Origin of the sequence: Archaeoglobus sulfaticallidus PM70-1 (assembly GCF_000385565.1) — an archaeon.
In the GTDB taxonomy this organism is placed as follows: Archaea; Halobacteriota; Archaeoglobi; order Archaeoglobales; family Archaeoglobaceae; genus Archaeoglobus_A; species Archaeoglobus_A sulfaticallidus.
The window spans coordinates 2,013,244-2,035,519 of the sequence record NC_021169.1; the positions used below are offsets into that span (position 1 = coordinate 2,013,244).

At 44.2% G+C, this 22,276-nt stretch carries 30 protein-coding genes and 1 pseudogene; 21 read left to right on the forward strand and 10 right to left on the reverse strand.

The features are described from left to right. Window positions 1-62 precede the first annotated feature (62 nt). Window positions 63-1,043, forward strand: coding sequence for a potassium channel family protein (locus ASULF_RS10850; protein ID WP_015591771.1), 981 nt, complete (start codon window positions 63-65; stop codon window positions 1,041-1,043). A 4-nt stretch (window positions 1,044-1,047) separates the two neighbouring features. Here ASULF_RS10850 and ASULF_RS10855 read toward each other — a convergent pair whose 3' ends face one another. Further along, on the reverse strand, window positions 1,048-1,674 hold the full coding sequence (locus ASULF_RS10855) for an HAD family hydrolase (protein ID WP_015591772.1): 627 nt from the start codon (window positions 1,672-1,674) through the stop codon (window positions 1,048-1,050). An 83-nt stretch (window positions 1,675-1,757) separates the two neighbouring features. Here ASULF_RS10855 and ASULF_RS10860 point away from each other — a divergent pair, with 83 nt between their 5' ends. Genes ASULF_RS10860 through ASULF_RS10895 form a run of 8 tightly spaced genes read left to right on the forward strand, consistent with a single transcriptional unit; the run spans window position 1,758 to window position 6,214 of the window. Further along, window positions 1,758-2,147, forward strand: coding sequence for an Rpp14/Pop5 family protein (locus tag ASULF_RS10860; RefSeq protein ID WP_015591773.1), 390 nt, complete (start codon window positions 1,758-1,760; stop codon window positions 2,145-2,147). After that, window positions 2,122-2,865, forward strand: coding sequence for an archaeal proteasome endopeptidase complex subunit alpha (gene psmA / locus ASULF_RS10865; RefSeq protein WP_015591774.1), 744 nt, complete (start codon window positions 2,122-2,124; stop codon window positions 2,863-2,865). The genes ASULF_RS10860 and psmA overlap by 26 nt, the downstream gene beginning before the upstream one ends. Before the next feature lie 15 nt (window positions 2,866-2,880). Further along, window positions 2,881-3,588 (forward strand): ribosome assembly factor SBDS, encoded by a 708-nt coding sequence (locus ASULF_RS10870; RefSeq protein WP_015591775.1) that lies wholly within the window; start codon window positions 2,881-2,883, stop codon window positions 3,586-3,588. Between the two features lie 12 nt (window positions 3,589-3,600). Next, a complete protein-coding gene (gene rrp4 / locus ASULF_RS10875) occupies window positions 3,601-4,272 on the forward strand; it encodes an exosome complex RNA-binding protein Rrp4 (RefSeq protein ID WP_015591776.1) in 672 nt (223 codons plus the stop codon). Then, complete coding sequence (gene rrp41, locus ASULF_RS10880; RefSeq protein WP_015591777.1) at window positions 4,265-5,008, forward strand: exosome complex exonuclease Rrp41; 744 nt, start codon at window positions 4,265-4,267, stop codon at window positions 5,006-5,008. Before rrp4 ends, rrp41 begins: the two co-directional genes overlap by 8 nt. Window positions 5,009-5,019: 11 nt before the next feature. Beyond that, complete coding sequence (rrp42, locus tag ASULF_RS10885; protein WP_015591778.1) at window positions 5,020-5,799, forward strand: exosome complex protein Rrp42; 780 nt, start codon at window positions 5,020-5,022, stop codon at window positions 5,797-5,799. A gap of 11 nt (window positions 5,800-5,810) precedes the next feature. Then, on the forward strand, window positions 5,811-6,077 hold the full coding sequence (rpl37A, locus tag ASULF_RS10890; RefSeq protein WP_015591779.1) for a 50S ribosomal protein L37Ae: 267 nt from the start codon (window positions 5,811-5,813) through the stop codon (window positions 6,075-6,077). Next, window positions 6,074-6,214, forward strand: coding sequence for an RPC10 family protein (locus tag ASULF_RS10895; protein WP_015591780.1), 141 nt, complete (start codon window positions 6,074-6,076; stop codon window positions 6,212-6,214). Before rpl37A ends, ASULF_RS10895 begins: the two co-directional genes overlap by 4 nt. Window positions 6,215-6,249: 35 nt before the next feature. Here the strand turns inward: ASULF_RS10895 and rd are convergent, their stop codons facing one another. Further along, window positions 6,250-6,414, reverse strand: a complete 165-nt coding sequence (rd, locus tag ASULF_RS10900) for a rubredoxin (protein WP_015591781.1) — start codon at window positions 6,412-6,414, stop codon at window positions 6,250-6,252. Between the two features lie 143 nt (window positions 6,415-6,557). Then, window positions 6,558-6,803 carry a zinc ribbon domain-containing protein gene (locus ASULF_RS10905; protein WP_015591782.1) on the reverse strand — a complete coding sequence of 82 codons (246 nt, stop codon included), beginning with the start codon at window positions 6,801-6,803 and terminating at the stop codon, window positions 6,558-6,560. 95 nt (window positions 6,804-6,898) lie between these two features. Between ASULF_RS10905 and ASULF_RS10910 the strand changes: the two genes are divergently transcribed. Further along, window positions 6,899-7,657 (forward strand): SAM hydrolase/SAM-dependent halogenase family protein, encoded by a 759-nt coding sequence (locus ASULF_RS10910; RefSeq protein WP_015591783.1) that lies wholly within the window; start codon window positions 6,899-6,901, stop codon window positions 7,655-7,657. A gap of 7 nt (window positions 7,658-7,664) precedes the next feature. Here the strand turns inward: ASULF_RS10910 and cobQ are convergent, their stop codons facing one another. Together cobQ and ASULF_RS10920 are read right to left on the reverse strand one after the other, a co-directional pair. Further along, entirely contained in the window at window positions 7,665-9,068 is a 1,404-nt protein-coding gene (cobQ, locus tag ASULF_RS10915) for a cobyric acid synthase CobQ (protein ID WP_015591784.1), read from the reverse strand. 52 nt (window positions 9,069-9,120) lie between these two features. Further along, on the reverse strand, window positions 9,121-9,747 hold the full coding sequence (locus tag ASULF_RS10920; RefSeq protein ID WP_015591785.1) for a Dph6-related ATP pyrophosphatase: 627 nt from the start codon (window positions 9,745-9,747) through the stop codon (window positions 9,121-9,123). Window positions 9,748-9,873: 126 nt separating this feature from the next. On the opposite strand from ASULF_RS10920, the gene ASULF_RS10925 reads away from it, so the two are divergent. The 11 genes and pseudogenes from ASULF_RS10925 (at window position 9,874) to ASULF_RS10970 (ending at window position 17,193) form a co-directional block, all read left to right on the forward strand. Next, window positions 9,874-10,530: an energy-coupling factor ABC transporter permease gene (locus ASULF_RS10925; protein ID WP_015591786.1), complete on the forward strand. Its 657-nt coding sequence runs from the start codon at window positions 9,874-9,876 to the stop codon at window positions 10,528-10,530. Next, a complete protein-coding gene (locus ASULF_RS10930) occupies window positions 10,527-10,796 on the forward strand; it encodes an energy-coupling factor ABC transporter substrate-binding protein (RefSeq protein WP_015591787.1) in 270 nt (89 codons plus the stop codon). Before ASULF_RS10925 ends, ASULF_RS10930 begins: the two co-directional genes overlap by 4 nt. Next, window positions 10,780-11,505 (forward strand): cobalt ECF transporter T component CbiQ, encoded by a 726-nt coding sequence (gene cbiQ, locus ASULF_RS10935; RefSeq protein ID WP_015591788.1) that lies wholly within the window; start codon window positions 10,780-10,782, stop codon window positions 11,503-11,505. The genes ASULF_RS10930 and cbiQ overlap by 17 nt, the downstream gene beginning before the upstream one ends. After that, window positions 11,502-12,527 carry an energy-coupling factor ABC transporter ATP-binding protein gene (locus ASULF_RS10940; RefSeq protein WP_015591789.1) on the forward strand — a complete coding sequence of 342 codons (1,026 nt, stop codon included), beginning with the start codon at window positions 11,502-11,504 and terminating at the stop codon, window positions 12,525-12,527. Before cbiQ ends, ASULF_RS10940 begins: the two co-directional genes overlap by 4 nt. A 3-nt stretch (window positions 12,528-12,530) precedes the next feature. Continuing rightward, the gene (locus ASULF_RS10945) at window positions 12,531-12,905 is read left to right on the forward strand and encodes a hypothetical protein (RefSeq protein WP_015591790.1); all 375 of its coding nucleotides are present in this window, start codon (window positions 12,531-12,533) and stop codon (window positions 12,903-12,905) included. A 35-nt stretch (window positions 12,906-12,940) separates the two neighbouring features. Further along, window positions 12,941-13,018: pseudogene (locus ASULF_RS12250) on the forward strand (IS200/IS605 family transposase); the annotation flags it as partial. After that, window positions 13,015-14,268: an RNA-guided endonuclease InsQ/TnpB family protein gene (locus ASULF_RS10950; RefSeq protein WP_015591792.1), complete on the forward strand. Its 1,254-nt coding sequence runs from the start codon at window positions 13,015-13,017 to the stop codon at window positions 14,266-14,268. The pseudogene ASULF_RS12250 and the gene ASULF_RS10950, both read left to right, overlap by 4 nt. Before the next feature lie 4 nt (window positions 14,269-14,272). Beyond that, on the forward strand, window positions 14,273-14,542 hold the full coding sequence (locus ASULF_RS10955) for a hypothetical protein (protein WP_015591793.1): 270 nt from the start codon (window positions 14,273-14,275) through the stop codon (window positions 14,540-14,542). Next, window positions 14,539-15,027: a methyltransferase domain-containing protein gene (locus ASULF_RS10960; RefSeq protein ID WP_015591794.1), complete on the forward strand. Its 489-nt coding sequence runs from the start codon at window positions 14,539-14,541 to the stop codon at window positions 15,025-15,027. The genes ASULF_RS10955 and ASULF_RS10960 overlap by 4 nt, the downstream gene beginning before the upstream one ends. Before the next feature lie 9 nt (window positions 15,028-15,036). Continuing rightward, window positions 15,037-15,624, forward strand: a complete 588-nt coding sequence (locus tag ASULF_RS10965; RefSeq protein ID WP_015591795.1) for a cobalt-factor II C(20)-methyltransferase — start codon at window positions 15,037-15,039, stop codon at window positions 15,622-15,624. A gap of 135 nt (window positions 15,625-15,759) precedes the next feature. Then, a complete protein-coding gene (locus ASULF_RS10970) occupies window positions 15,760-17,193 on the forward strand; it encodes a menaquinone biosynthesis decarboxylase (RefSeq protein ID WP_015591796.1) in 1,434 nt (477 codons plus the stop codon). Here ASULF_RS10970 and ASULF_RS10975 read toward each other — a convergent pair. The 5 genes from ASULF_RS10975 to ASULF_RS10995 form a co-directional block, all read right to left on the reverse strand. Next, window positions 17,180-17,635, reverse strand: a complete 456-nt coding sequence (locus ASULF_RS10975) for a hydrogenase maturation protease (RefSeq protein WP_015591797.1) — start codon at window positions 17,633-17,635, stop codon at window positions 17,180-17,182. The genes ASULF_RS10970 and ASULF_RS10975 overlap by 14 nt on opposite strands. A gap of 44 nt (window positions 17,636-17,679) precedes the next feature. Next, the gene (locus ASULF_RS10980; RefSeq protein ID WP_015591798.1) at window positions 17,680-18,327 is read right to left on the reverse strand and encodes a cytochrome b/b6 domain-containing protein; all 648 of its coding nucleotides are present in this window, start codon (window positions 18,325-18,327) and stop codon (window positions 17,680-17,682) included. An 11-nt stretch (window positions 18,328-18,338) separates the two neighbouring features. After that, a complete protein-coding gene (locus ASULF_RS10985) occupies window positions 18,339-20,045 on the reverse strand; it encodes a nickel-dependent hydrogenase large subunit (RefSeq protein WP_015591799.1) in 1,707 nt (568 codons plus the stop codon). A 5-nt stretch (window positions 20,046-20,050) separates the two neighbouring features. Beyond that, entirely contained in the window at window positions 20,051-21,115 is a 1,065-nt protein-coding gene (locus ASULF_RS10990; RefSeq protein WP_015591800.1) for a hydrogenase small subunit, read from the reverse strand. Window positions 21,116-21,530: 415 nt separating this feature from the next. Then, a complete protein-coding gene (locus ASULF_RS10995; RefSeq protein ID WP_015591801.1) occupies window positions 21,531-22,271 on the reverse strand; it encodes a DUF6834 family protein in 741 nt (246 codons plus the stop codon). Window positions 22,272-22,276: the final 5 nt, after the last annotated feature.

Below are 22,276 nucleotides of genomic sequence, written 5' to 3' on the forward strand. Positions count from 1 at the left end.
TCCAGATTCATCAATCATTCCAAAACGAAAATTTAAAAACTGATGTGGCAAATTAATTCTGAATGCGAGAACTCGAGAGGGCAATAGCGATAACGATAATCCTGCTTCTTATAACAATAGCCATTGGGACCATCGGGTTTACCGTGATAGAGGGCTGGAGTCTATTTGACTCATTTTATATGACAGTCATAACTATAACCACTACTGGCTACAAGGAGGTTTACGATTTATCCTACAATGGAAGGTTTCTCGCCATATTTCTCATGTTTTTTGGAATAGGAGTATTTTTTTATTCTATCAACCTGATAATCCCAACAATAGTCCAAAGAAGGTTGGAGAGGTGGAGGAAGTTGCTTGAAAAAATTTCCGATCACTATATCATTTGTGGATATGGTGTAATGGGAAGGGAAATAGCTCAAGAACTTGTTAAAGTTACGAACAAAGATAAAATCGTTATCATCGACGAAAACATGGAGAAAGTTTCACTTGCAAGAGAGAATGGATACATAGCCATTCAGGGTGACAGCGTTGAAGAGGACGTTCTCGAGAGAGCAAGGATCAAGCATGCTAAAGCGTTAATAGCCTGCATGAACGATTCATCAAACGCCTTCGCAATCATGAGTGCAAAGGAGATGAATCCTAACATCTACACGATGGCTGTAGCGAGAACACCCTCTGGAGTTAAGAACACGAAGAGGGCTGGAGCGGATTACGTGCTGTCCCCCTACTCTGACACTGCCAAGAAGGCAATGGTCATTCTGAGCCGGCAATCGGCAGCAGATTTTCTCGAGATAATAAGCAAAGTTGGAAAGAGATTCCTGTTAGAGAAGGTTCAGCTATCCAATAAAAACCTTGATGGAAAAAAAATAAAAGATCTCGATTTGAGGCGAAAAACAGGGGCTACAATAGTTGCCGTTGAGCGGAAAGGGGATATATTAATCCCCGATGCAGATTTATCCCTCAAATTCGGGGATAACCTGTATCTTATGGGCAGCGAAGATCAACTGATAATTGCCGGAAAATATCTATCTGAAGGAGTATAATTAACTACAGCTTTATGAGATTCAGCAGATGCCGCATATCTCCTATCCCACCATTGTTACCATACCTGTCTATCAGAAATGCCATGATTCCTGCCCTTTTGGGAACCTCGTAGTCAAAGAAAGGATGATCCCCAACATGAACTACCTCTTCTGGCTTTACCCCACACACCTCGCAGACTCTCTCAAATATCTCGGGTTTTCTTCTGATATCCCCAAAATCGCTTGGACATGAAAACTTTTTCCAGAAAAGGTGAGATATTCGATCAATTTCGAATTCAAGTATCTCTCTAACAGCATTCGTAATTGCAACAATCCTGTATTTTTTGCTCAGGAGATTCAAAACCTCCATCGCATCCGGATAAAACCTCAATTCATTGGAGAAGCTTTTCAAAACATCCTTCCAGTCCACGCCAAGATCGAACTTTTTAAACCAGTAATCTGGGAGATACCATCTCAAATCTTTATCTCCAACAGCATCGTACTCCCTTTTGACAATACCTAAGGCTTCATCATAGCTAAGCCCATGCCTCTCAGCATAGAGCCTAGGCACAACCTCATTCCAGAACTTGTCCATGAAACCCGCGTCCACTATCGTTCCATCGACATCGAATGTCAACATCTTTATGTGCATCAGGCTTTAATAAGGAGTGTGCGTTTAAAATTGTTACTAACAAATATCAATCGATAGGTTGACGACAAACAGGATGTGGTAAATTGAAAAGGCTCCCGCCATCTTTGAGACACAGAAAAAGATATATTGCCTTCAGGATTATTGGACTTAGAACATCGGATAGAACATCAGATCAAAGTGAGAACATAAAGAAAGTTGCCCACAAACTGATGGAGAACCTGATCTCCCTGTTCGGAGAGGTCGGATTGACAAATTCGAGTGTATGGATCGAATACATGGAAAACGAATATGGTATAATCAGATGCAGCAATGAGTCGCTGGATAAGGTCATGATCGCCTTCAGTTTAATATCCGAAATAGATGGTGTGAAGGTTCTTCCGATCACGCTGGGAGTTAGCGGTACGATAAAGAGGTGTAAGATGAAATACCTGAAAGGAGGTGTTGAGAGTGCAAATGCCACAGATGGGTTATGATAGAGCAATCACCATATTCAGCCCGGATGGGAGGCTGTTTCAGGTTGAATATGCGAGAGAGGCTGTTAAAAGAGGTGCTACAGCAATTGGTATAAAAACCAAAGAAGGAGTTATCATTCTGGCAGACAGGAGGGTTGCAAGCAAGCTTCTCGAAGCAGATACGATAGAGAAAGTTTACAAAATTGATGAACATATCTGCATCGCAACCTCCGGACTTGTTGCAGATGCGAGAGTTCTTATTGATAGAGCAAGAATTGAGGCACAGATAAGCAGGCTCACATATGATGAGCCGATAAGCATTAAGGATCTCACAAGAAAGATATGCGATTTCAAGCAGCAGTACACGCAGTATGGGGGAGTAAGACCATTCGGCGTTTCTCTACTAATTGCTGGAGTTGATGAAAAGCCCAGACTATACGAAACCGATCCGAGCGGGGCTTTGTTGGAATACAAAGCCACGGCAATAGGTGCTGGAAGAAATGCTGTTGTTGAGTACTTTGAAAAAGAGTACAGAGATGATCTGACGCTCGAAGAAGCAATAATCATGGGAATAGTCGCAATGGGCAAGGCAATAGAATCAGAGGTTACGACTGATGGAATCGATACGGGAATCATCAGCGTAGCTGACAAGAAATTCAAGCAGTTCAGTGAGGAGGAGCTAAAACCGTATGTTGATAAAGCGAACGAGGTAATAAGAACCATGCTCGAAAAACAGTGAAAATAGTGAATCAATATGGTTTCGCTTGACAAGGCGGTAATTGCGAGGTTAAGAAAGCATGGAGAGAACTTTGAGGCTCTTGTTGATCCATATCTTGCCAGAGACCTGAAAGAGGGCAAGGAAGTAAACTTCGATGATCTGGTTGCCGTGGAGGAGGTTTACAAGGACTCAAAGAAGGGTGAAAGAGCTTCTATCGAAGAACTGAAGAAAGTATTCGGCACATCGAATATCCAGGAAATTATAAAAGAGATAATCAGAGAAGGGGAAGTTCAGATTACCGCCGAGCAGAGAAAAGAGATGCTGGAGCAAAAGAGGAAGCAGATAATAGACTATATCTCCAAAAACACCGTTGATCCAAGAACTGGCACACCCCATCCACCTTCGAGGATTGAGAGGGCTTTAGAGGAGGCAAGAGTCCACATAGACATATTTAAGAAGATAGAGGCTCAGATAAAGGACATAATAAAAGCTCTGAAACCGATACTTCCGATAAGAGTTGAAGAGGTAGAGATAGCGATAAAGATACCGCCAGAATATGCCGGGAAATCCATTTCAGCTTTGTACTCCTTTGGTAACATCATTCAGGAAGAATGGCAGAAGGACGGTAGCTGGATCTGCGTAATAAGAATTCCCGCTGGGCTGAAAGGTGATCTACTCGACCTGCTTGCCAGATTGACCCAGGGGGAGGCTCTGACGAAAGAGCTTAAGAGGATTCGAGGTTAGGGGGATCCAAAGATGAATAGAAAGATAGTCCTGCCCGGTGATCTTGTCAGCACGAACCCAAAACTTGCCGGTTATGGGACTTTTGTTGAGAATGGGAAGGTTTATGCAAAGATAATGGGTTTGGTCGATAGGAGTGAGACCTCCTTAAGGATAATTCCGTTAAAAGGCAGATACATACCCTCAAATGGAGATGTTGTTATAGGGGTTGTCAGAGAGATAGTGTCAAACGGTTACAATGTAGATATAAACTCACCATACAGCGCTTTTCTGCCATCAACTGAAAAGCCAGAGATCAAGGGAAGAAGGAACAGCGATATTGAGCTTGATGACGCGATTATAGCAAAAGTTGTTGCAATAGATCCAAAGATGAAGGTTCTGCTAACGATGAAGGATAAGATCTGCAGGATCATAAGATTCGGTAGAATAGTGGCGATAAACCCAACCAGAGTTCCTAGAGTTATAGGAAAGAAGGGTAGCATGATAAAACTTCTGAAAAGCGAGCTTGGAATTCAGACGATAGTTGGTCAGAACGGGCTTATATGGCTAAGTGGAGACAGAAGGAAAGTAGATATTGCAGAGGAAGCTATTTATATAATTGAAAGAGAAGCCCATACTGAGGGTTTGACGGATAGAATTACGGAATTTATTAAAAAGAGGAAAGAGGAAGGTTTAGAAAATGAGTGAGGATATACAGCTTATTGTAGATGGAAAGAGGCTTGATGGTAGGGATTTTAACGAATTGAGGCCTATAAAGATAGAAGCTGGCATCTTAAAGAGAGCTGATGGATCGTGCTATATCGAGATGGGAAAGAACAAAGTCGTGGCTGCGGTTTACGGGCCGAGGGAAGTCCATCCAAGACATCTGCAGGACCCGAGCAAGGCTGTTGTCAGATACAGATATAACATGGCACCGTTCAGCGTTGAAGAAAGAAAGAGACCGGGGCCAGATAGAAGGAGTGTTGAGATCTCAAAAGTAAGCAGAGAGGCTTTTGAACCAGTTATAATGAAAGAACTCTTTCCAAGATCAGGCATAGATATATTCGTTGAAGTTCTACAGGCTGACGCAGGAACGAGGACAGCTTGCATTAATGCTGCAACAGTTGCACTTGTAGATGCCGGAATCCCGATGAAGGGTCTGATTACATCCGTGGCTGTTGCCAAAGCCGATGGGGTATTGGTTCTGGACCCAATGAAAGAGGAGGATAACTACGGAGAGGCTGATGTACCCTTTGCTTTTCTGATAAGAAATGGAAAGATAGAATCCATTGCGCTTCTCCAGATGGATGGTAGGCTTTCAGCAGAGGAGCTCAAGAAGGCCACTCAAATGGCCAAGGAAGGAGCAATGAAGATTTACGAACTCCAGAGAGAAGCCATTATGAAAAAGTACAGTTCAGAGGAGATTGAGGAACAGGTAATTTAATAGGTGATTTTATGAGCGATGAAATTTTAATGGATATCAGGAAGGATTATGTTCTCTCAAGGCTCAGAGAAGGCGAGAGAATAGATGGCAGAAAGCTTGATGAGGTTAGAAAAATCCAGATTGAGACAAACATAATCTCTAAAGCAGAAGGTTCCGCCCTTGTAAAACTTGGAGATACTCAGGTCATGGTAGGAATAAAAATGCAGGTTGGAGAGCCATTCCCGGATACTCCAGATAAGGGTATCATAATCACCAATGCTGAGCTTGTTCCGCTCGCATCTCCAACATTCGAAGCTGGACCTCCGGATGAAACTTCAATCGAACTTGCGAGAATAGTGGATAGAGGAATCAGAGAGAGCGAAGCTGTTGATTTACACAAGCTCTGCATCGAGGAGGGCGAGAAGGTATGGATAGTCTTCATAGACATTCACGCACTCGATGATGATGGTAATCTGGTTGATGCCTCCGCATTAGCGGCAATCTCAGCCCTGCTGAACACAACAGTTCCGGCTGAAAGGTTTGAAGTTGGGGATGATTTTCCCCTGCCGGTAAGGGATTTACCTGTTGCTGTAACATCACTGGTTGTTGGTGATAAATATCTGGTTGATCCGAACAGGGATGAAATGAGCGTTGGTAACAAGTTGCTTACGATCACAACTGATAAGGACGATAACATAGTGGCAATACAGAAGAGCGGAAGTTACCTGCTCGATGAGGAAAAGTTTTATGAACTGATCGATGTAAGTGTGAGGAAAGCCAGAGAGATAAGGGAGTTGCTTAAGGAAGTTTAAGGGTGATATAGATGCCAAGAACGAAGAAGGTTAAGATCGCAGGAAGATTTGGATCAAGATATGGCGTTAGAGTAAGAAAGAACATCATAAAGATCGAACAGGAGCAGAGAAGGAAGTATGTCTGCAACAGATGTGGAAAGAAGAGAGTCAAGAGAGTTGGAACGGGGATATGGGAGTGCAAGAGCTGTGGTTACAAGTTCGCTGGAGGTACTTACATTCCCGTCACGCCTTCAGTTAAGCTGATAGATAAGTTAGCCAAACTGGGTGAGGGCAGATGAGCTATATCTGCCTCGTTTGTCAGTCCGAGATAGATGTGGATCTTGATAGAAACCTGATCCAGTGCACCAAATGCGGAAACAGAATACTGCTCAAGCCCAGACCTCCAGCGCTCAAGAAAAGGGTTAAAGCAATATAGCCATTTTTAATTAAAAAATAAAATTTTCAATCCTTTCAATCTTCCAGTTTTTCGAACTCATCTTTGCTTGCACCGCAAACCGGGCAAACCCAGTCATCCGGGAGATCCTCCCACTTCGTTCCTGCTAGAACATTACTCTCAGGATCTCCCTCATCCTCATCATACACATACCCACAAACCATACACTGATATTTCGCCATCCACTCAAACCTCCTAGTAATTAGTTCTCAATCATAATTAAACCAGATAGTATTTCAAAATATCGGAAATGCTGTAGAATCATTGCATGCGGAGAGGTAAACAAATCAGAATTAATGAAAAATCATGTTTTGATTTTTATCCGTTACCTTTCAAAAATCAAATCCAATACTTCCGTAAGCTTATCCTTCTTACCCTCAAGAACTTCAGCGTCATAAACCTCCATATATCCACAGTTCGTGCAGCTAACGAAGTAATATGTATTTCTCTGCCAGTCAGTCCACCTGTCAAAGAAGCTCGCCCCAGTTATAGCGAGTTTTTTGATTCTGGCAGTTTGCACACCACATTTCTGACATTTAAAATGTGACAGAATTCTATCTTCAACTTTCATGATATTTCATATATAGCAAACAATAAACCTTTCCTGCACCGCTTCATTGATGGTAGATTTAAATCCCAAGCCGATAACAATCAACAGGTGATAAAGTGAGGATCATAACACTGCTGACAGACTTTGGAGAGTTCTATCCGGGTGTTATGAAGGGTGTAATCCTCAGATTATGCCCAGATGTAACGATTGTGGACATCACTCACTCAGTAGATCCACAAAACACCCTGCAAGCTGCATTTTTGCTGAACAGCTATCACAGGTTTTTCGAAAATGCCATACATGTGGCTGTTGTCGATCCGGGAGTTGGAAGTGAGAGGGAGGCTTTGATCGTTGAGAGAGGAAACATATTCATCGCACCCAACAACGGGATTCTCACACCTGTCCTGGACAGCAAATGTAAAATCTGGAAGATAGACGAAAGCAAAGCATCCAGATTTGTCGGAACTCTATCCTCAACCTTTCACGGCAGGGATGTGTTTGCGCCTGCTGCAGCACTCGCAGCCTTAAACATGATCGAGGAGATCGCCGAACCGTTCGAGGGCAGAGTTGTGAGGCTCGACCTCTTCAACCCGGAAATTATCGAAAACAGAATAAAATGCAATGTGGCATACATAGATCGATTCGGAAACATCGTAACCGATCTGAGAAGAGAAGCTGTCCGGAAACTGAATCCCAAAGGATTCTACCTGAAGGATACCTATTTCCCGCTTGTTGAGAAGTATGCGGATGTTGATCTGAACGAGCCGCTATCCCTGATCGGATCGTTTGACACGCTGGAGTTCAGCATCAGAAACGGTAACGCCTCAAAGGTACTGGGTATAGGATACGGCAAACTGGAGTTTGAAGCTGTCTGAACAACAATCAGTTAAGATTCCTCAGAATGAAATCAATATCCATCTTCTCCTCAACAATTTTTGTTAGTCTGTCCATACCATCCTCTCCTTTCCTGTATTTGATGCCCAGGTAGTCGCACACGGCCCTCACCACAATATCATTCCAGAAGAGTCCATGAAGGTATGTCCCCCAGACCATTCCATCATCGCTGACTGTCCCATCATCCTCGAAAATTGGCTTTCTGGAGATGCTCCTGCCCTTGTGTATCTCATACCCCCACACATAATTCCCCTTTATCCTGTCCAGAATTACTGCATCCCCGGTTACTCTCTTTCTGACCTGTCTCGTTGTCTTTCTGTAAACATCGAATACAGTTACAGCATCGAGCAATCCCAGGCCTTTGGTCCTGATTACACCATGCTCAACCCCCTTATCGATCAACTCCTTACCGAGAATCTGATACCCACCACATATCCCGATTATCGGAATCTTTCCTGCCAGCTTTTTTATTCTCTCATCCATTCCCGTATCTTTCAAAGCCTTCAGATCAGCAATCGTATCCTTTGTACCGGGAATTATCAGAATGTCGCAATCAAAATCTTTCTCATTCAGGTCAGCAAACCTAACTCCTGCAAACCTTAGCGGTTCAAAGTCCGTGAAGTTGGATATCCTCGGCAATCTGAGAACACATATCTCACCATCAGATCCCCATTCAGGTATGCTCAAAGAGTCCTCCGAGAAAAGAGGAAAATCCATAAACGGAAGGATTCCGATGCACTTCAACCCTGTCATGCTCTCTATCTGCTTTATGCCACTCTCAAGTACGTCTTCATACCCCCTCAGCTTGTTTATGATGAACCCTTTAACCCTGTCCCTGACATCTGATGGCAGGAGGCTGTATGTTCCATAAACAGATGAGAAAACACCTCCCCGCTCGATATCTCCAACTATATAAACATCCGGGTTTGCCATCCTGATCGTTCCGATGTTGGCAATATCCCTGTCATAGAGGTTTATCTCCGCCATCCCGCCTGCACCCTCGATGACGATTATCTCGTACTCCTCCGCCAAGCTCTCATAGCAGGATTTAACCACCTCAAACAACTCCGGGACTTTTCTGTAGTATTCCTTCGAGGAGATATCTCCCACAGCTTCACCCATAACCACAAGCTGGGAGATGAAGTTGCCCTTTGGTTTCAGCAGTATCGGATTCATCCTTTCATCCGGCTCTATCCCGGCAGATTGAGCCTGAAATGCCTGAGCAATAGCTATTTCCTTTCCATTTCTGGTGATAAATGAATTCAGGCTCATATTCTGGGCTTTAAAAGGAGCAACACGGTATCCCATCTTGCTGATAATCTTGCAGAGAGATGCCGTTATCAGGCTTTTGCCCGCATGGCTTGAGGTTGCTCCAATAAAAATCGATGGCATTGATCAAAAAATCTTGCTGCAGAATAAAACATTTTTGAATTTCGTAGCTAATTCAGAGTATCTGAATCTGTTTGTACTTCTCCCTCTCAACAACATTTCCAAACTCGAATTCAACTGGTTTCACGAACATGGGCCCATCAGTCACAAAGGTATGGAACTCTCCAAGCTCCCCGCAGGGATCCACTCCCAAGGACATTAGTTCATCGATTATCTCATCGGAGAATTTCCTGCCGAGGTATTCATCCAGCCCGAGATCCTTCCTTACAGAGACGATGTAGGCTGTATATCCCTCAGACAGAAACTCTCTCGCGAGCTTTTCGGTATCCTCCTTCCAGAGCGGAAATACTGGTTCAACATTCACCTCATCGCAAACCTGTTCAAGCCACACCCTGTGTTCTTCAAGAAATATGTCCCCGAAGACAACCTTCTCAGCTTTCAACCCATTCATTAACCTTTTGAACTCAGATTTGTAGCCCTCCCAGCTTGAATTTCCAAAAACTCCATCTATCTGTAGAGCTTTCAACTGCCTCTCTAAGGCAATTTTGTAGAAGCCGTGCGCCCTTGACTGGTTATCCTCGTCAAGCATGCAAATCAGCTTGGATACTTCGTTCCCATTCCTGAGCATTCTGTGAACTGCCAAGCATGAATCCTTTCCACCACTCCACATCGCCACAATCATATCAAAATTCTTTTACTTAAAGTTCAAAAATATTGCGTTATCAACTTTATCAAATTAACTTTACACTAAATCCGGAAAACTTTAAATATCAAATTTTCAGGATTAAATATCAAAGGAGGTGGATACGTGCACATAATGGAAGGTTTTCTGCCACCATTCTGGGCTGCAGTGTGGTATGCCTTTTCACTTCCGATAGTTGGATACGGTACATACAGAGCCAAAAAGGAGATTGAGAAGAACCCAAAAAATAAATCCCTGCTTGCTGTAGCGGCTGGATTTATTTTCGTGCTATCTGCTTTGAAAATACCGTCTGTAACTGGAAGCTGTTCTCACCCAACAGGAACGGGAATAGCCGTTGTGTTATTTGGTCCTGCAATAACAGCCTTCCTTTCAATAATCGTGCTGCTGTATCAGGCATTACTGCTCGCTCATGGTGGTTTAACAACGCTCGGTGCAAACACAGCATCAATGGGAATAGTCGGGCCGTTTGTGGGGTGGTTGATATACAGAGCAATAAAGGGTAAGACGAGCATTAAGGTCTCTACATTCGTAGCCGCTGCTGTGGCAGACTGGGTAACCTATGTTGTCACTTCAATCCAGCTTGCCCTTGCTTTTCCTGCTGGTGCCGGAGTGGCTGGAGTGATAGCCTCTGCCACAAAGTTCTTGGCCGTATTTTCTGTTACGCAGATTCCCCTCGCGATAATAGAGGGTATAGTTGCCGCCCTTCTGATGGGCTATCTTGTTCAGATAAGAGATGACCTGTCCGTGGAGGTTGCAGCATGAAGTTAAAGGTGATTGTACTTCTGACAGCGATCTTCTTTTTCGTTACCATAGCCGCTGCTGAAGAATGGGCTGGAGCGGATGAGAAGGCAGAAGAGGTTATTGGAGATATAGCACCCGATTATGAGCCCTGGTTCTCTCCAATCTTTGAACCTCCAAGCGGTGAGATAGAAAGCCTGCTTTTCAGTCTGCAGGCTGCAATAGGATCACTGATAATCGGCTACATCATCGGATACTACAGAGGGACAAGATATGCGCGAAACGCTTGAGCACATACAGCTAAGCTCCAGAAAAGTTTTGGATGGGAGTCTGAAGATACATTTCTGCCTTCTTTTACTTTTATTTGTTGTTACGAGTGGAAAAGTCAGCGTATATCTTGCAGCATTTGCCATATTTTCATGCCTCTCGCTCTATGCTGCTGGATGGTATTACATAAGGATACTCAAAGTCCCGGTCTATTTCCTCATTTCCGGAATCATCATAATTCTGCTCTTCATTCCCGGAAAAACAGCATATCAGCTATACTTCCTGAAAATATCCGAAGAGGGAATAGATACTGCCATAAACACAACTCTGAGGGCTTTAGCCTCTCTCTCAATCATGTCGTTCATGATTCTGACAACCACAATTCCAGAACTGTTCTCCACATTTAAAAGGCTGAGACTGCCGGGGTTTATTGTTGAAATGTGTCTTCTCGTCTACCGAGTAATACAGATTCTGCTCGACGAGGCTGCAAAGCTCGATATGTCTGCCTCTTCACGGCTTGGATATGCTAGCAAGAAGGTCTTCGTAAACACGACTGCCCTGCTGTCATACTCCCTGTTCCTGAGGTCGCTTAAGAGGTCTGAAAAGCTGGACAGAGCGATGGATGCGAGATGCTACAGTGGAGAGATGCCGGTTCTGGATAAGAGGAGCCGTGGGTATAAGCATGCCATTACGATCACAGTTATGCTTATCTCGATGTGGTGGTTCCTGTGATCGAAACAAGGGATCTGTGGTTTAGTTATGGTAGCAGAGAGGTTTTGAAGGGTGTGAACTTCAGGGCGAATAAGGGCGAGGTGACGATACTGCTTGGCAGGAATGGTGCTGGGAAGACAACTTTGCTCATGCACCTGAACGGTTTGCTGAAACCATCCAGAGGAGAGGTTTGGATTGATGGTGTAAGGGTTAAATACGACAGAAAGAGCCTGATAGAGGTTCGAAAAAAGGTTGGCTTCGTTTTCCAGAATCCCGATGATCAGATTATTGCCCCAACGGTGTGGCAGGATGTCGTTTTCGGGCCCAAGAATATCGGGATGGGTTACGAGTTTGCTGAGGAAGCTATAAAAAGTCTTGGGCTGAAAGGTTATGAAGAGAGGCTCTGCAACTCCCTGAGCGGTGGAGAAAAAAGGAGAGTTGCGATAGCAGGAGTTCTTGCGATGAATCCTGACTACATAATTATGGATGAACCAACCGCAGGCCTTGATGGCTTCGGGCTGAAAAACATGATCGAGATAATCGAGAATTTGAGAGATAGCGGAAAAACATTCGTTATCTCCACTCATGATCTAGATTTCGCAAGAGAGGTTGGTGAGAGATTTGTTTACATGGACAATGGAGAGATAGTACACGAAAGCGACAGGGTCGATCTGAGATTCGCCAACAGATGCGGGCTGAGGATAGGTAACGCCAGAGGCAGGCTTATCGTCATACCACACAATGCAGAGATCCCGGATGTGGATGCAGATTTCATCGCAGCGATGGGTACAAAGGCAAAGAAGAGGGCCTCTGTGGAAAAGCTGGAAGTCGACATCACAAATGCCGTTCTCGAGAGATCAATTTTAAGGGCCATTGAGGGGCATACAGTCATGCTGATATGTAGCACTGAGATGCTGAATGTTGTTGAGAGGGAAGCCGAAAAGTTTCCGGTGTTTCTGGAAATTCTGGATGGTTTTGACCATCTCGCTGCTGTCAACACCGATAGTATTTTCGACAGCACAATTAAAACAAAGAGGAGGTGAAAAATGGAGCTTTTGATGTTCGCATCAGTTAGCATTGCCATAATCCATTCCTTAGCTCCCGACCACTACTTTCCATTTGTCGCCTTAGGAAAGCTGAAAAACTGGAGTGTGAAGAGAGTGCTTGCCTTCTCAGGAGTTGCTGGAGTATTCCATGTCTCATCCTCGATCGCTCTTGGACTCATTTTGATAAACGGGATCAACCTAATTGGTGTAGCAGAATCCATTGAAGAACTCTCACCATTAATGCTTGTGTTCATTGGATTGCTGTATGCAATTATTTCAGTTATAAGGGGTCACAGCCACACCCACTCAACCTCAACGGCAATGATGTTACAAGAAAATAAGCAAGAAAGCTCACACCCTTTAGGGTTGAGATGAATTGCGTAAGAATGCCTACCAATAACTTTATACAGCCGAAGTTTATATCATCCGTTGGAACTGTAACGCTTGAAGTTGTTAAGAGATATATCGAAGAGCAGAAAGGAAAATGAGAAGGACTAACGTCTTTAAGTTAAAACCTACGAAGGAACAAGAAAAGAGGTTGTTCGAGCTAGCTAATAACTGCTCTCGATTGTGGAATGAAATTAACTACAAACGTCGTCAATCATTCTTCTCAGGTGAAATAGACTGGAACACTGATGAAGAATATCATAAATATAAGAAAATCATAGGTTCTGCAATGGTTCAACAAATTATAAGAAAGAATAACGAAGCATGGAAATCTTTCTTTGCTTTGTTGAAGAAGAAATCTAAAGGCAAGCTCCCTCCTAATATTCGTAAGGTTTCTCCACCTAGATACTGGAAAGATCGAAAAGCTGGTAAGAGAAAGTTGAGGATTCTCGTTAGAAATGATTGTTATAAGTTAGGAGGTGATGTATTAAAGTTCGGGAAAATGAGAATTAAATGGAAAGGAAAGAATAGATGGAAAGGGAAACAAGGAAGGTTAGAGATCGTCTATGATGAACCGAGCAAGTCATGGTACGCCTTCCAGCCTGTAGAGGTTGAACCTCTACATCAACCAATTGGATATAAGAAGGCGTACTGTGACTTGGGTGTGAGAGTGCTGATAATGGCAGCAATCGATAACGAAGTGTTTGGATACAGTTCTAATCGACTGCTTTCAGATTGGTGGTATTGGAGTAAGAAGATAGCAAAATATCAAAGCAAGCTAAAACGAGTTAACAACAAACACACATCAAAGAGGTTAAGACAGCTGTACAGAAAGCGTAAGAGAAGGTTCAGACACTTTGTCAACACTATTGTCAATAGATTTATAAGATTATGTTATGAGAGAGGAGTCTCAGAAATTGTCATAGGTGATTTGAAAGGGATTCGAAACAACAATAATGGAATTAAAAAATTCAACTCAATGATTCACAACTTCTGGAGTCATGACTATCTGATTCAGAGAATTAAAGAAAAAGCAGAAGAATACGGGATGAAAGTGACACAGGTGGATGAAAGCTATACTTCATCCAGATGCCCAAGATGTGGTTCTGTAAAGGTATATAAACACAAAAGACTGTTTAAATGTCTTAACTGTGGATTGGAAGCACATAGAGATGCTGTTGGCTGTGTGAATATAGGGGTTGCTCAGGGTAATAACCCTGGGGAACTCATTAACGGGGCAGTGGCATGCCCTGTGTTTCTGAGAGTAGAGGAAGGGGCTGAGGTAAAAGCCGATGTAGCCCCGATGTCCGTGAAGCTCTCAGAAGCACGAACCTCACACGCTTTAGCGTGAGAGGATGTCAGTTGTAATAAGCCTCTCACCAGGCATACCACTTATTCCATTAATGCTCGCCGCAAATAGTTCAATCGAGCTGATGTCAATAACAATCAGCTTCGCTTCAGCAACCATAGTAACAGTAGTGATCCTGACATATATTTCATATAAAGCGTTCAGGCCGCCAGAGATCTTTCATGGACGGGAAGATGTCATTGCCGGATTGATCATCGCAGCCGTTGGAGCGATAACCCACATAATAGAGATCAAGCCCAAAAGGGTGACGCAATGAAGGAGACAAAGCCTGAGATTATAGGAGTTCTCTTCGCAAAGCTGAAGCCAAACAAAAAAGATGTTTTCGCGGATATCGGGTGCGGGAGTGGAGCAGTATCGGAGTTTTTTTCGAGATATGTTAGCAAGGTGTATGCTGTCGAAAGGGATGAATCGATGCTCCAAATCGCAAAGGAGAGGCTTAAAGGTAACAACATTGAACTCATACTGTCTGACGGCTATGACTTTCTCAAAGAGCATGATTGCGATATCGCTTTCTTTGGCGGGACAAAAGGCATAGAGAGAATGCTTGAGGTCTGCGATGCTGAAAGGATTGCTGTCAATGCTGCTCGCATCGAGGTTGCAGTTGAAGTTACAAAGAAGATGAAATCCATGGGTATTTTCGATGAGGTTTTAATTCTGAACATCTCGAGAAGCTACGAGCTTGCTGGAGGGACTGCTTTCAGAACCCTCAATCCAGTGTTCATGATACTCGGAAAAAGATGAGGTGATCATTTGCTGTATGGAGTTGGACTCGGACCGGGTGATAAAAAGCTTCTGACCTTAAGGGCTGTAGAGATAATTAAAGAGGTAGATGAAGTTATCGTCCCAGGAAAGATGGCTTATGAGCTGATAAAGGATATCAGAGAGCCAAGAATAGTTGAGTTTCCGATGGGTAAGAGTGAAGAGGTCGCGAGAAGCCTTGCCAGGGAGATCTCTGAGAGAGATGATGACACAGCCTTCTGCTGTATTGGTGATCCAATCTTTTATTCTACCTTCCACCACATAGTCGAGGAATTGCTTGCTATAAATCCAGAAGCAGAAGTTGAGGTCATACCGGGGGTTTCGAGCATCAATTCAGCCCTTGCGAAAACCAGAACATTCATCAACAATTCGATGCTGCTGACAACCCAGGATTTCTTCGATGTGGATGTCGCTGTTGTTCTGAAGGCAAAAAGATCGAAAGAGGTTGTAGAGAAGCTGAAAGAGAGAGGCTTTAACGAGTTTATACTGATCGAAAGGATGTTCATGGATGGTGAGAAAGTATATGAAAGCATCCCGAACAGGGCAGATTACTTCAGTGTTCTGATAGCGAAGAAGTGATGTTGATGTTTTTGAATCTATGTTTGTCTAAGTTTATCCAGCCTTGTCCAGTTCATCTGGCTTCGTCTGGATAACTGTCCACCAGAATATACAGCCAGATGGACAATATTTTTAACACATGAATCTACTCTCTTCATGCCTTATCAGGATTTGAGAGACTTCATTCATAAGCTTGAGGAGGAGAACGAGCTCGCAAGAATCAGGGAAGAGATCAGTCCAGAGCTTGAGATGACTGTTATCGCAGAAAAAGCTGTCAAGAATGGTGGAAAAGCTCTTCTGTTCGAGAAACCGAAAGGTTACGACATTCCAGTTCTGATGAATGCCTTCGGAACCGAAAAGAGAATGAAGATGGCTCTGGAGGTTGAAAGGCTTGAAGAAATTGGAGAAAGGCTAATAGGATTGACCAAGATAAAGCCTTCCGGTCTTATTGATGGGCTGAAGAACATATCCGTTTTGAAGGATGCAATGAGCTTCATACCGAAAAAAGTCAGGAAAGGTGCGTGTAAGGAGGTTATAACCGAACCGGATTTAAGCAAATTCCCGATCCTCAAATGCTGGCCCGGAGATGCTGGCAGATTCATAACTTTCCCTGTGGTGATAACAAAAGACCCCGAAACAGGGGAGCTAAACGCCGGGATGTACAGGATGCAGGTTTTCGATGAGAAAACTACAGGGATGCACTGGCAGATCCACAAGCATGGTGCAGAGCATTTCAGAAAATCTGAAGGTAAAATAGAGGCTGCCGTGGCTATTGGAGTTGATCCAGCTGTGCTGTATGCCTCAACTGCCCCACTCCCAACTGGAATGGATGAGTTCATGTTTGCGGGGTTCATCAGGAGGGAGAGGGTTAAGCTCGTTGATTGCGAGACCGTAGACCTGATGGTTCCGGCAGATGCGGAAATTGTGCTCGAGGGATATGTTGAGGGAGAAAGGATAGAGGGGCCTTTCGGAGACCATACCGGATACTACACCCCACCTGAAAAGTATCCCGTTTTCCATGTAACCGCAATAACACACAGAGAGAATCCGATATATCACGCAACCGTGGTTGGAAAGCCTCCAATGGAGGATGCCTGGCTCGGAAAAGCAACCGAGAGAATATTTCTTCCGGTTTTGAGGATGCTATTTCCGGAAATCGTGGACATAAACCTCCCCATAGAGGGAACTTTCCACAATCTCGCCATAGTCTCAATAGACAAGAAGTATCCGGGACATGCGAAAAAGGTAATGTTCGCCCTATGGGGAATCGGGATGCTGTCTCTGACGAAGATAGTCATAGTTGTTGACAGCGATGTGAATGTTCAGAACCTCTCAGAAGTTTTATGGGCTGTAACGAGCAGGTTCGATCCTGCAAGAGATATTGTGGTAATAGAAAATGCTCCAATAGATTCGCTCGACCACTCAACCTACAGGCAGAACCTTGGAGGCAAGCTGGGAATAGATGCAACCAAGAAGTGGAAGGAGGAAGGTTTCGAGAGAGAGTGGCCAGAAGTCGTGAGCATGGATGAGGATGTTGAGAGAAGAGCTTTGGAGATCTGGAACAGAATAAAGCACCTTATAGTCCCCTGATTTCTTCAAGTATTATTTCTATAGCTTTTGGTATCGCCTTTTTTACTTCATCGCTGAGCTCCATTCCCTCCTCAATCGTTTTTGGCTCTATCCCAACAACAACAATGTTCTGCGGAAGATTCAGTAAGTCCTTTCCCATCTTGAATGCTGTAACGAAATCTATGTCATGAGCCGAGATTAGGTTTTTCAGCGGTGTGTCAAGAATCTCATACAGCGAAAATCTGTAAATATCTCCAGGCTTTCCTCCTCCGAAAACAGCATCCACGATTACTGCTTTGTCGCTATCAGACAGAAGGTTCAGTAAAGCAATGCCCAGAGTTGCTCCATCATACACTTCCACATAATCCGGCAACTCGAGTTTTCTCAATTCTTCAACAACCCTGACTCCAACACCCTCATCCCTGAGCAGGATGTTGCCAATACCCAGAACAACTACCCTCAAGCTGATTCTCCTAGCTCTAAATTTAAAATAAAAAAGTATAAAAATTACTCAACAATCTTCTCTTCTCTCTTACCAGTGAACATTGACTTCAGCACACCGAAGATAATTACTGCATATATGTGAACGATCATGACCGTTGCAAAGAGGTACATGAACAGCAGATGCACGGCCCTTACGAATGCGTAGCCGCTCTCCGCTCCAAATATTGGTCCAATAGCATCGCCGATTGCGAAAACCCATGAGAAGAAGTCCTTGAATGCCATAGCAAGTCCTGTAAAGCCAATGATTACAGCGAGGACGAAGTACCCCCACCAGACCATTACCTGTGTGGGGACGATCTTCTCCACATATTCACCTTTCTTTGGATCGTAGGCTCTCGGGTCTTCTATATGTGGTCCTCCAAACCAGGCTCTCGTCTCAGCCAGAAGGAACTTCAGGCTGTAGATGATCCTGCTGAGGGATATCCACTTCCACTCCTTGGTTAGCATATAGTAAGTGAACATGACCCACAGTACTCCAAACACCAGCCCGACATAGACATGCGTGGAGGTAACATTGTCTCCAAGGAATCTGATGCCGTAATGTCCTCCTATCTCAAGCCCTGTGAATCCAAGGATTATACCCGTAATTACTATGCTCCAGTGAACGACTCTGGTAAAAAGTGAATGTCTGTTAACTTCCATTGTCTTCATCGCAAACACCTTTACTTAATCATGAAGTGGACACCGCAGGCGATGCACGGATCGAAGCTTCTGACGATGGTTATTGCAAGTGTTGTGTTGTACTCACCCTCCATGTTGAGCTGTACCAGTCCAAGCGGAGTTAATGCTACAGCGAGGGCATCTCCCCATGAAACTGTTCCCAGCCCAAATGCTGATGCATCTATATCCTTCTCCGGATACAGGGCGTTTGCAATGGTTGGAACATCGAGCTTCGGTAGCCATGTTCCCTCGAGAGCTTTCTCAACCGGCCCGGGCTGGTCCATGTCATCCCTCGGACCGAGGTTCCATGTACTGGGCACGATGCACTGGTAGTTATCGATCTTCTTATTCCTTATCTTGGTGTAATGCAGCAATGCCCCTCTCGGAGCATCCCACAGACCCATTCCCTCTGCGTTGTCCGGGACATAACTGTAGTCCGGTATCTTGGCATTCACTATGTCATCGTGCATGAACTGCTTGAGTTCGATCGCCCATTCCATTGTCTTCGTTGCAAACAGCAAGGTCTGTGCAACTCTGGCAGCAACCCTGTCGATAACCGAGCCCTTTGGATTCAGCACATTCCACTCGAATGTGAACGACTTCCCGTTAACAGGATTCGTGACATCGATCTTCCACTTGAGTCCGAATGTGTTGATCATTCTCGCCAGTGGTCCGACCTCATAAACCTTGCCGTCGTATCTCGGAGCTTTCATCCACGCATAGGCTCCAGGCTTGTCCTTTACCGGCTTTGTTACACCCTCAGATGGGTGCAGCCCGGTTGCGCTGTCATCGTATCTTGAGTACTTCACATACTCCCTTATCTTCTTGTGTGTAAACTTCTTGGGACTGCCATCCCAGGCTCCCGCCCTGATCAGAGCGTTCTCTCTATATCCCTCTTCTCCATCCTGAACCCTTACCCACTTGTCGTAGTCGTTGTAGTCCGGGAACAGACCGAAAGAGAGGAAGTTCCCATATGTCTGACCCAGATCCTGCAATCCGTTGAAGTCTATATCAAGCAGAGAGCTTACAGTCTCAGCAATATGATCGTTCTTGCTGACAATTGCCATTAGATCTGGAACCATGACATTGACCACGAAGTCCCAGAGTTCCGTCATAGCGCTCAGAGTGTTGGCGATTCTGTCGAGGGTTGGCTTTACGGTCATACCACCCGGATACTCCGATGTGTGGTGCGGGAACTTACCGCCCCAAAGGGCCACGACCCTGTTAACCTTCCTCTGCATCTCTATGCAAGCTGCATAGCTTGAACCAAGACCGAGTGCTTTTATCCCCTTCTTTCCAAGAGCAGGTGGAACCATTGGTGGGTATTTCGCAAGAACACCAAGCTCTGGTCCTATGAGTAGATATGTGTGTATCATGTGGTCATAAACATAGTAAGCTCCATGCAGGATGTTTCTCATCAGAACTGCTGCTGGTGGAGGAGTTACACCATACGCATGATCAAGAGCCTGAATTGCCGTCTCACCATGAGGTGCTGGACAGACACCGCAGATTCTCTGAGTTATGAAGAATGCATCCCTTGGGTCCCTGCCTTTGAGTATGATCTCCCAGCCCCTGAAGAGGTTTGTGAGGCTGTAAGCTTTATCAACTATAGTCCATGTTCCTGTAGAGGTTGTTATATCCTTGGTCTCCATTCTTGCTCCAAGGTGACCCTCAATTCTTGTTATCGGATCCATTACAACTTCTGCCATTTATATCACTCCTCCTTCTCCTCCTTCTTACCACTGGTTACAGCCCTCTTAACCCCGTGAATGACTATACCTGCTGCTGCAGCACCAAGCAATCCCTGACCGAGAGTTCCAAAGTCAACACCGAGAACTGCCGGCAGAGATGCTACTGGCTTGTAGAACGGTGAGAACTTGTCCGGCCATCCAGGTTCAGAACAACCAATGCACATATTCGTCTCAACACAATAGCTTATATGCATGTTCCACTTTCTCAATGCACAGTCGGTCTTTGTTATCGGGCCTTTACAACCCATAACATACCTGCATCCTTCCTCTCCAGGCCTTCTCGTGAATATACCCCTATCATAGTATGGTCTGTACGGACAGATCTCGTCATGCATGTTCTTTCCGAAGAATGCTTTGGGTCTGCCATACTCATCAAGATCAGGAGTAGCCCCAATCATAACAGCTGCAATGGTTAAAACCAGATGGTCTGGATGGACAGGACAAAGAGGTATGTTTATCACGGGCTTGTTGATCCCAACCTCTTTGAAGAACTCGCTAACACCCATTGCTCCTGTTGGATTCGGTTTCGCAGCCGGAATTCCTCCATAGGTGGCGCACTGTCCAACAGCAATGACCGCATCAGCAACCTCACCGGCCTCCTTCAGGTGATCCCTGAAGTCCTTTCCGGCAATAGTACAGTAGCCCTCCTCCTGAACTGCCCCTTCAACAATCAGGACTCTTCTACCCGGTGTGCCTTGCGCCCATCTCTCATCTTTCAGTCTCTCTGCCAAGCTTCCTGATGCTGGGTGTATTGTTTCCATGTAGTCCGGAAGGGCTATCGGTAGACCTGATGTCCCGACTGTAATTTCAGTCAGTATTTGCACAAGATCTGGCTCACTCGCCTGGGCAAAAGAGATCGTACAGCCAGTACATGCCGCACCATTTAGCCAGTTGATGTGCCAGTAATCCTTTACCTCGCTAACGGCTTTGACAATTTCGCTCTTATATGTTGTCAGAAAAGCGGTAGCACCCATCATAGCTGCAAGTTTCATAAAATTCCTTCTCGTTAACTTCGGTTTTAACTCCATCAAACAACCCCCTTTCCTTTCCAACTGTATTTACATACTCCATCAAATATAACCTTTAAAAATTTTTCTGTCAGATCTTACGAATAGTCTAAAATAGGTAATGCGGTGTTACTTTAATCGTATAAAGTTAATACTAGACTCCCCCGAATTGAATAACCCTTACGGTGAAATTTTTATCCAAAAAAGATTAAACGATCCAACTTTATAGATTCATACTGGAATACAAATCCGGAATTTTAAATTATAGTAAGAATATGAATGGCCCAGATGATTAATAATAAACAATTCGCTTATTTTCTATTAAGACGAACTATAATAAGTTTTTAATAATTGATAATTTTAATTATTAATAATACCGATTCAGTTTCCAATTTTAGATTTATGGTTGATCAATAGTTAGGACACAACCAATAGATCAATCGATTTTCTCGACATTAACTCTCCACATAGAAGCTATTAGAGACGCTATCTTTGGATTCCTGAATCTTCTTACGAGGTTTAGGTCTCTGGGGTAGACTATAAAGGGATCTAAGTACCCATCCTGTATGTTGCAGACCCATATCTTCAAACCGCACTTCTTAGCTTTCTCAGAGTAAAGTTTAAAGAATTTCACAAACTTCTCAGGTGTCTTTTCGGTTGGAACAATCACGACATAATTTCCGTTAAGACTCTCTGCCAGATTGAGATGGTAATCAACATCCTCAAAAACATAATCCATAAGTGAGAAAAAGACATAAACCGTGGTTTTTCCAGTGTATTTTCTTAGTAGACTCCCTTCTGCATGATACCCTTGGAAGAATGAATCAGATGTCTCCAGCATCCTATCCCGAATTTCGATAAACCTCTTTCCCCTTAGGTACTCATCATAAGCCTCCTCGAGATCATCTTTACTGGGTTTGCAGACATGGATGTGGTAGAAATCCACCCCGTTGAGGCTTAATTTCTCGGAATAGTGTGGAGAACTTATGGAATATGGTGTGTCCAGAAGACTCTCCACCACAACACCCTCGATATCTTCAATGTTTTCAATACCAGCAGCCTCATTTCCCAAAACCCTCAGAACGGCCCTTGGAGTTTTCGCTTTGATTTCCTCTTCTGTGACAACTTCACCCAGCAATCCAGAGAGTTCCAAGAGAATTTTTGGTATGACTTCCATCCACA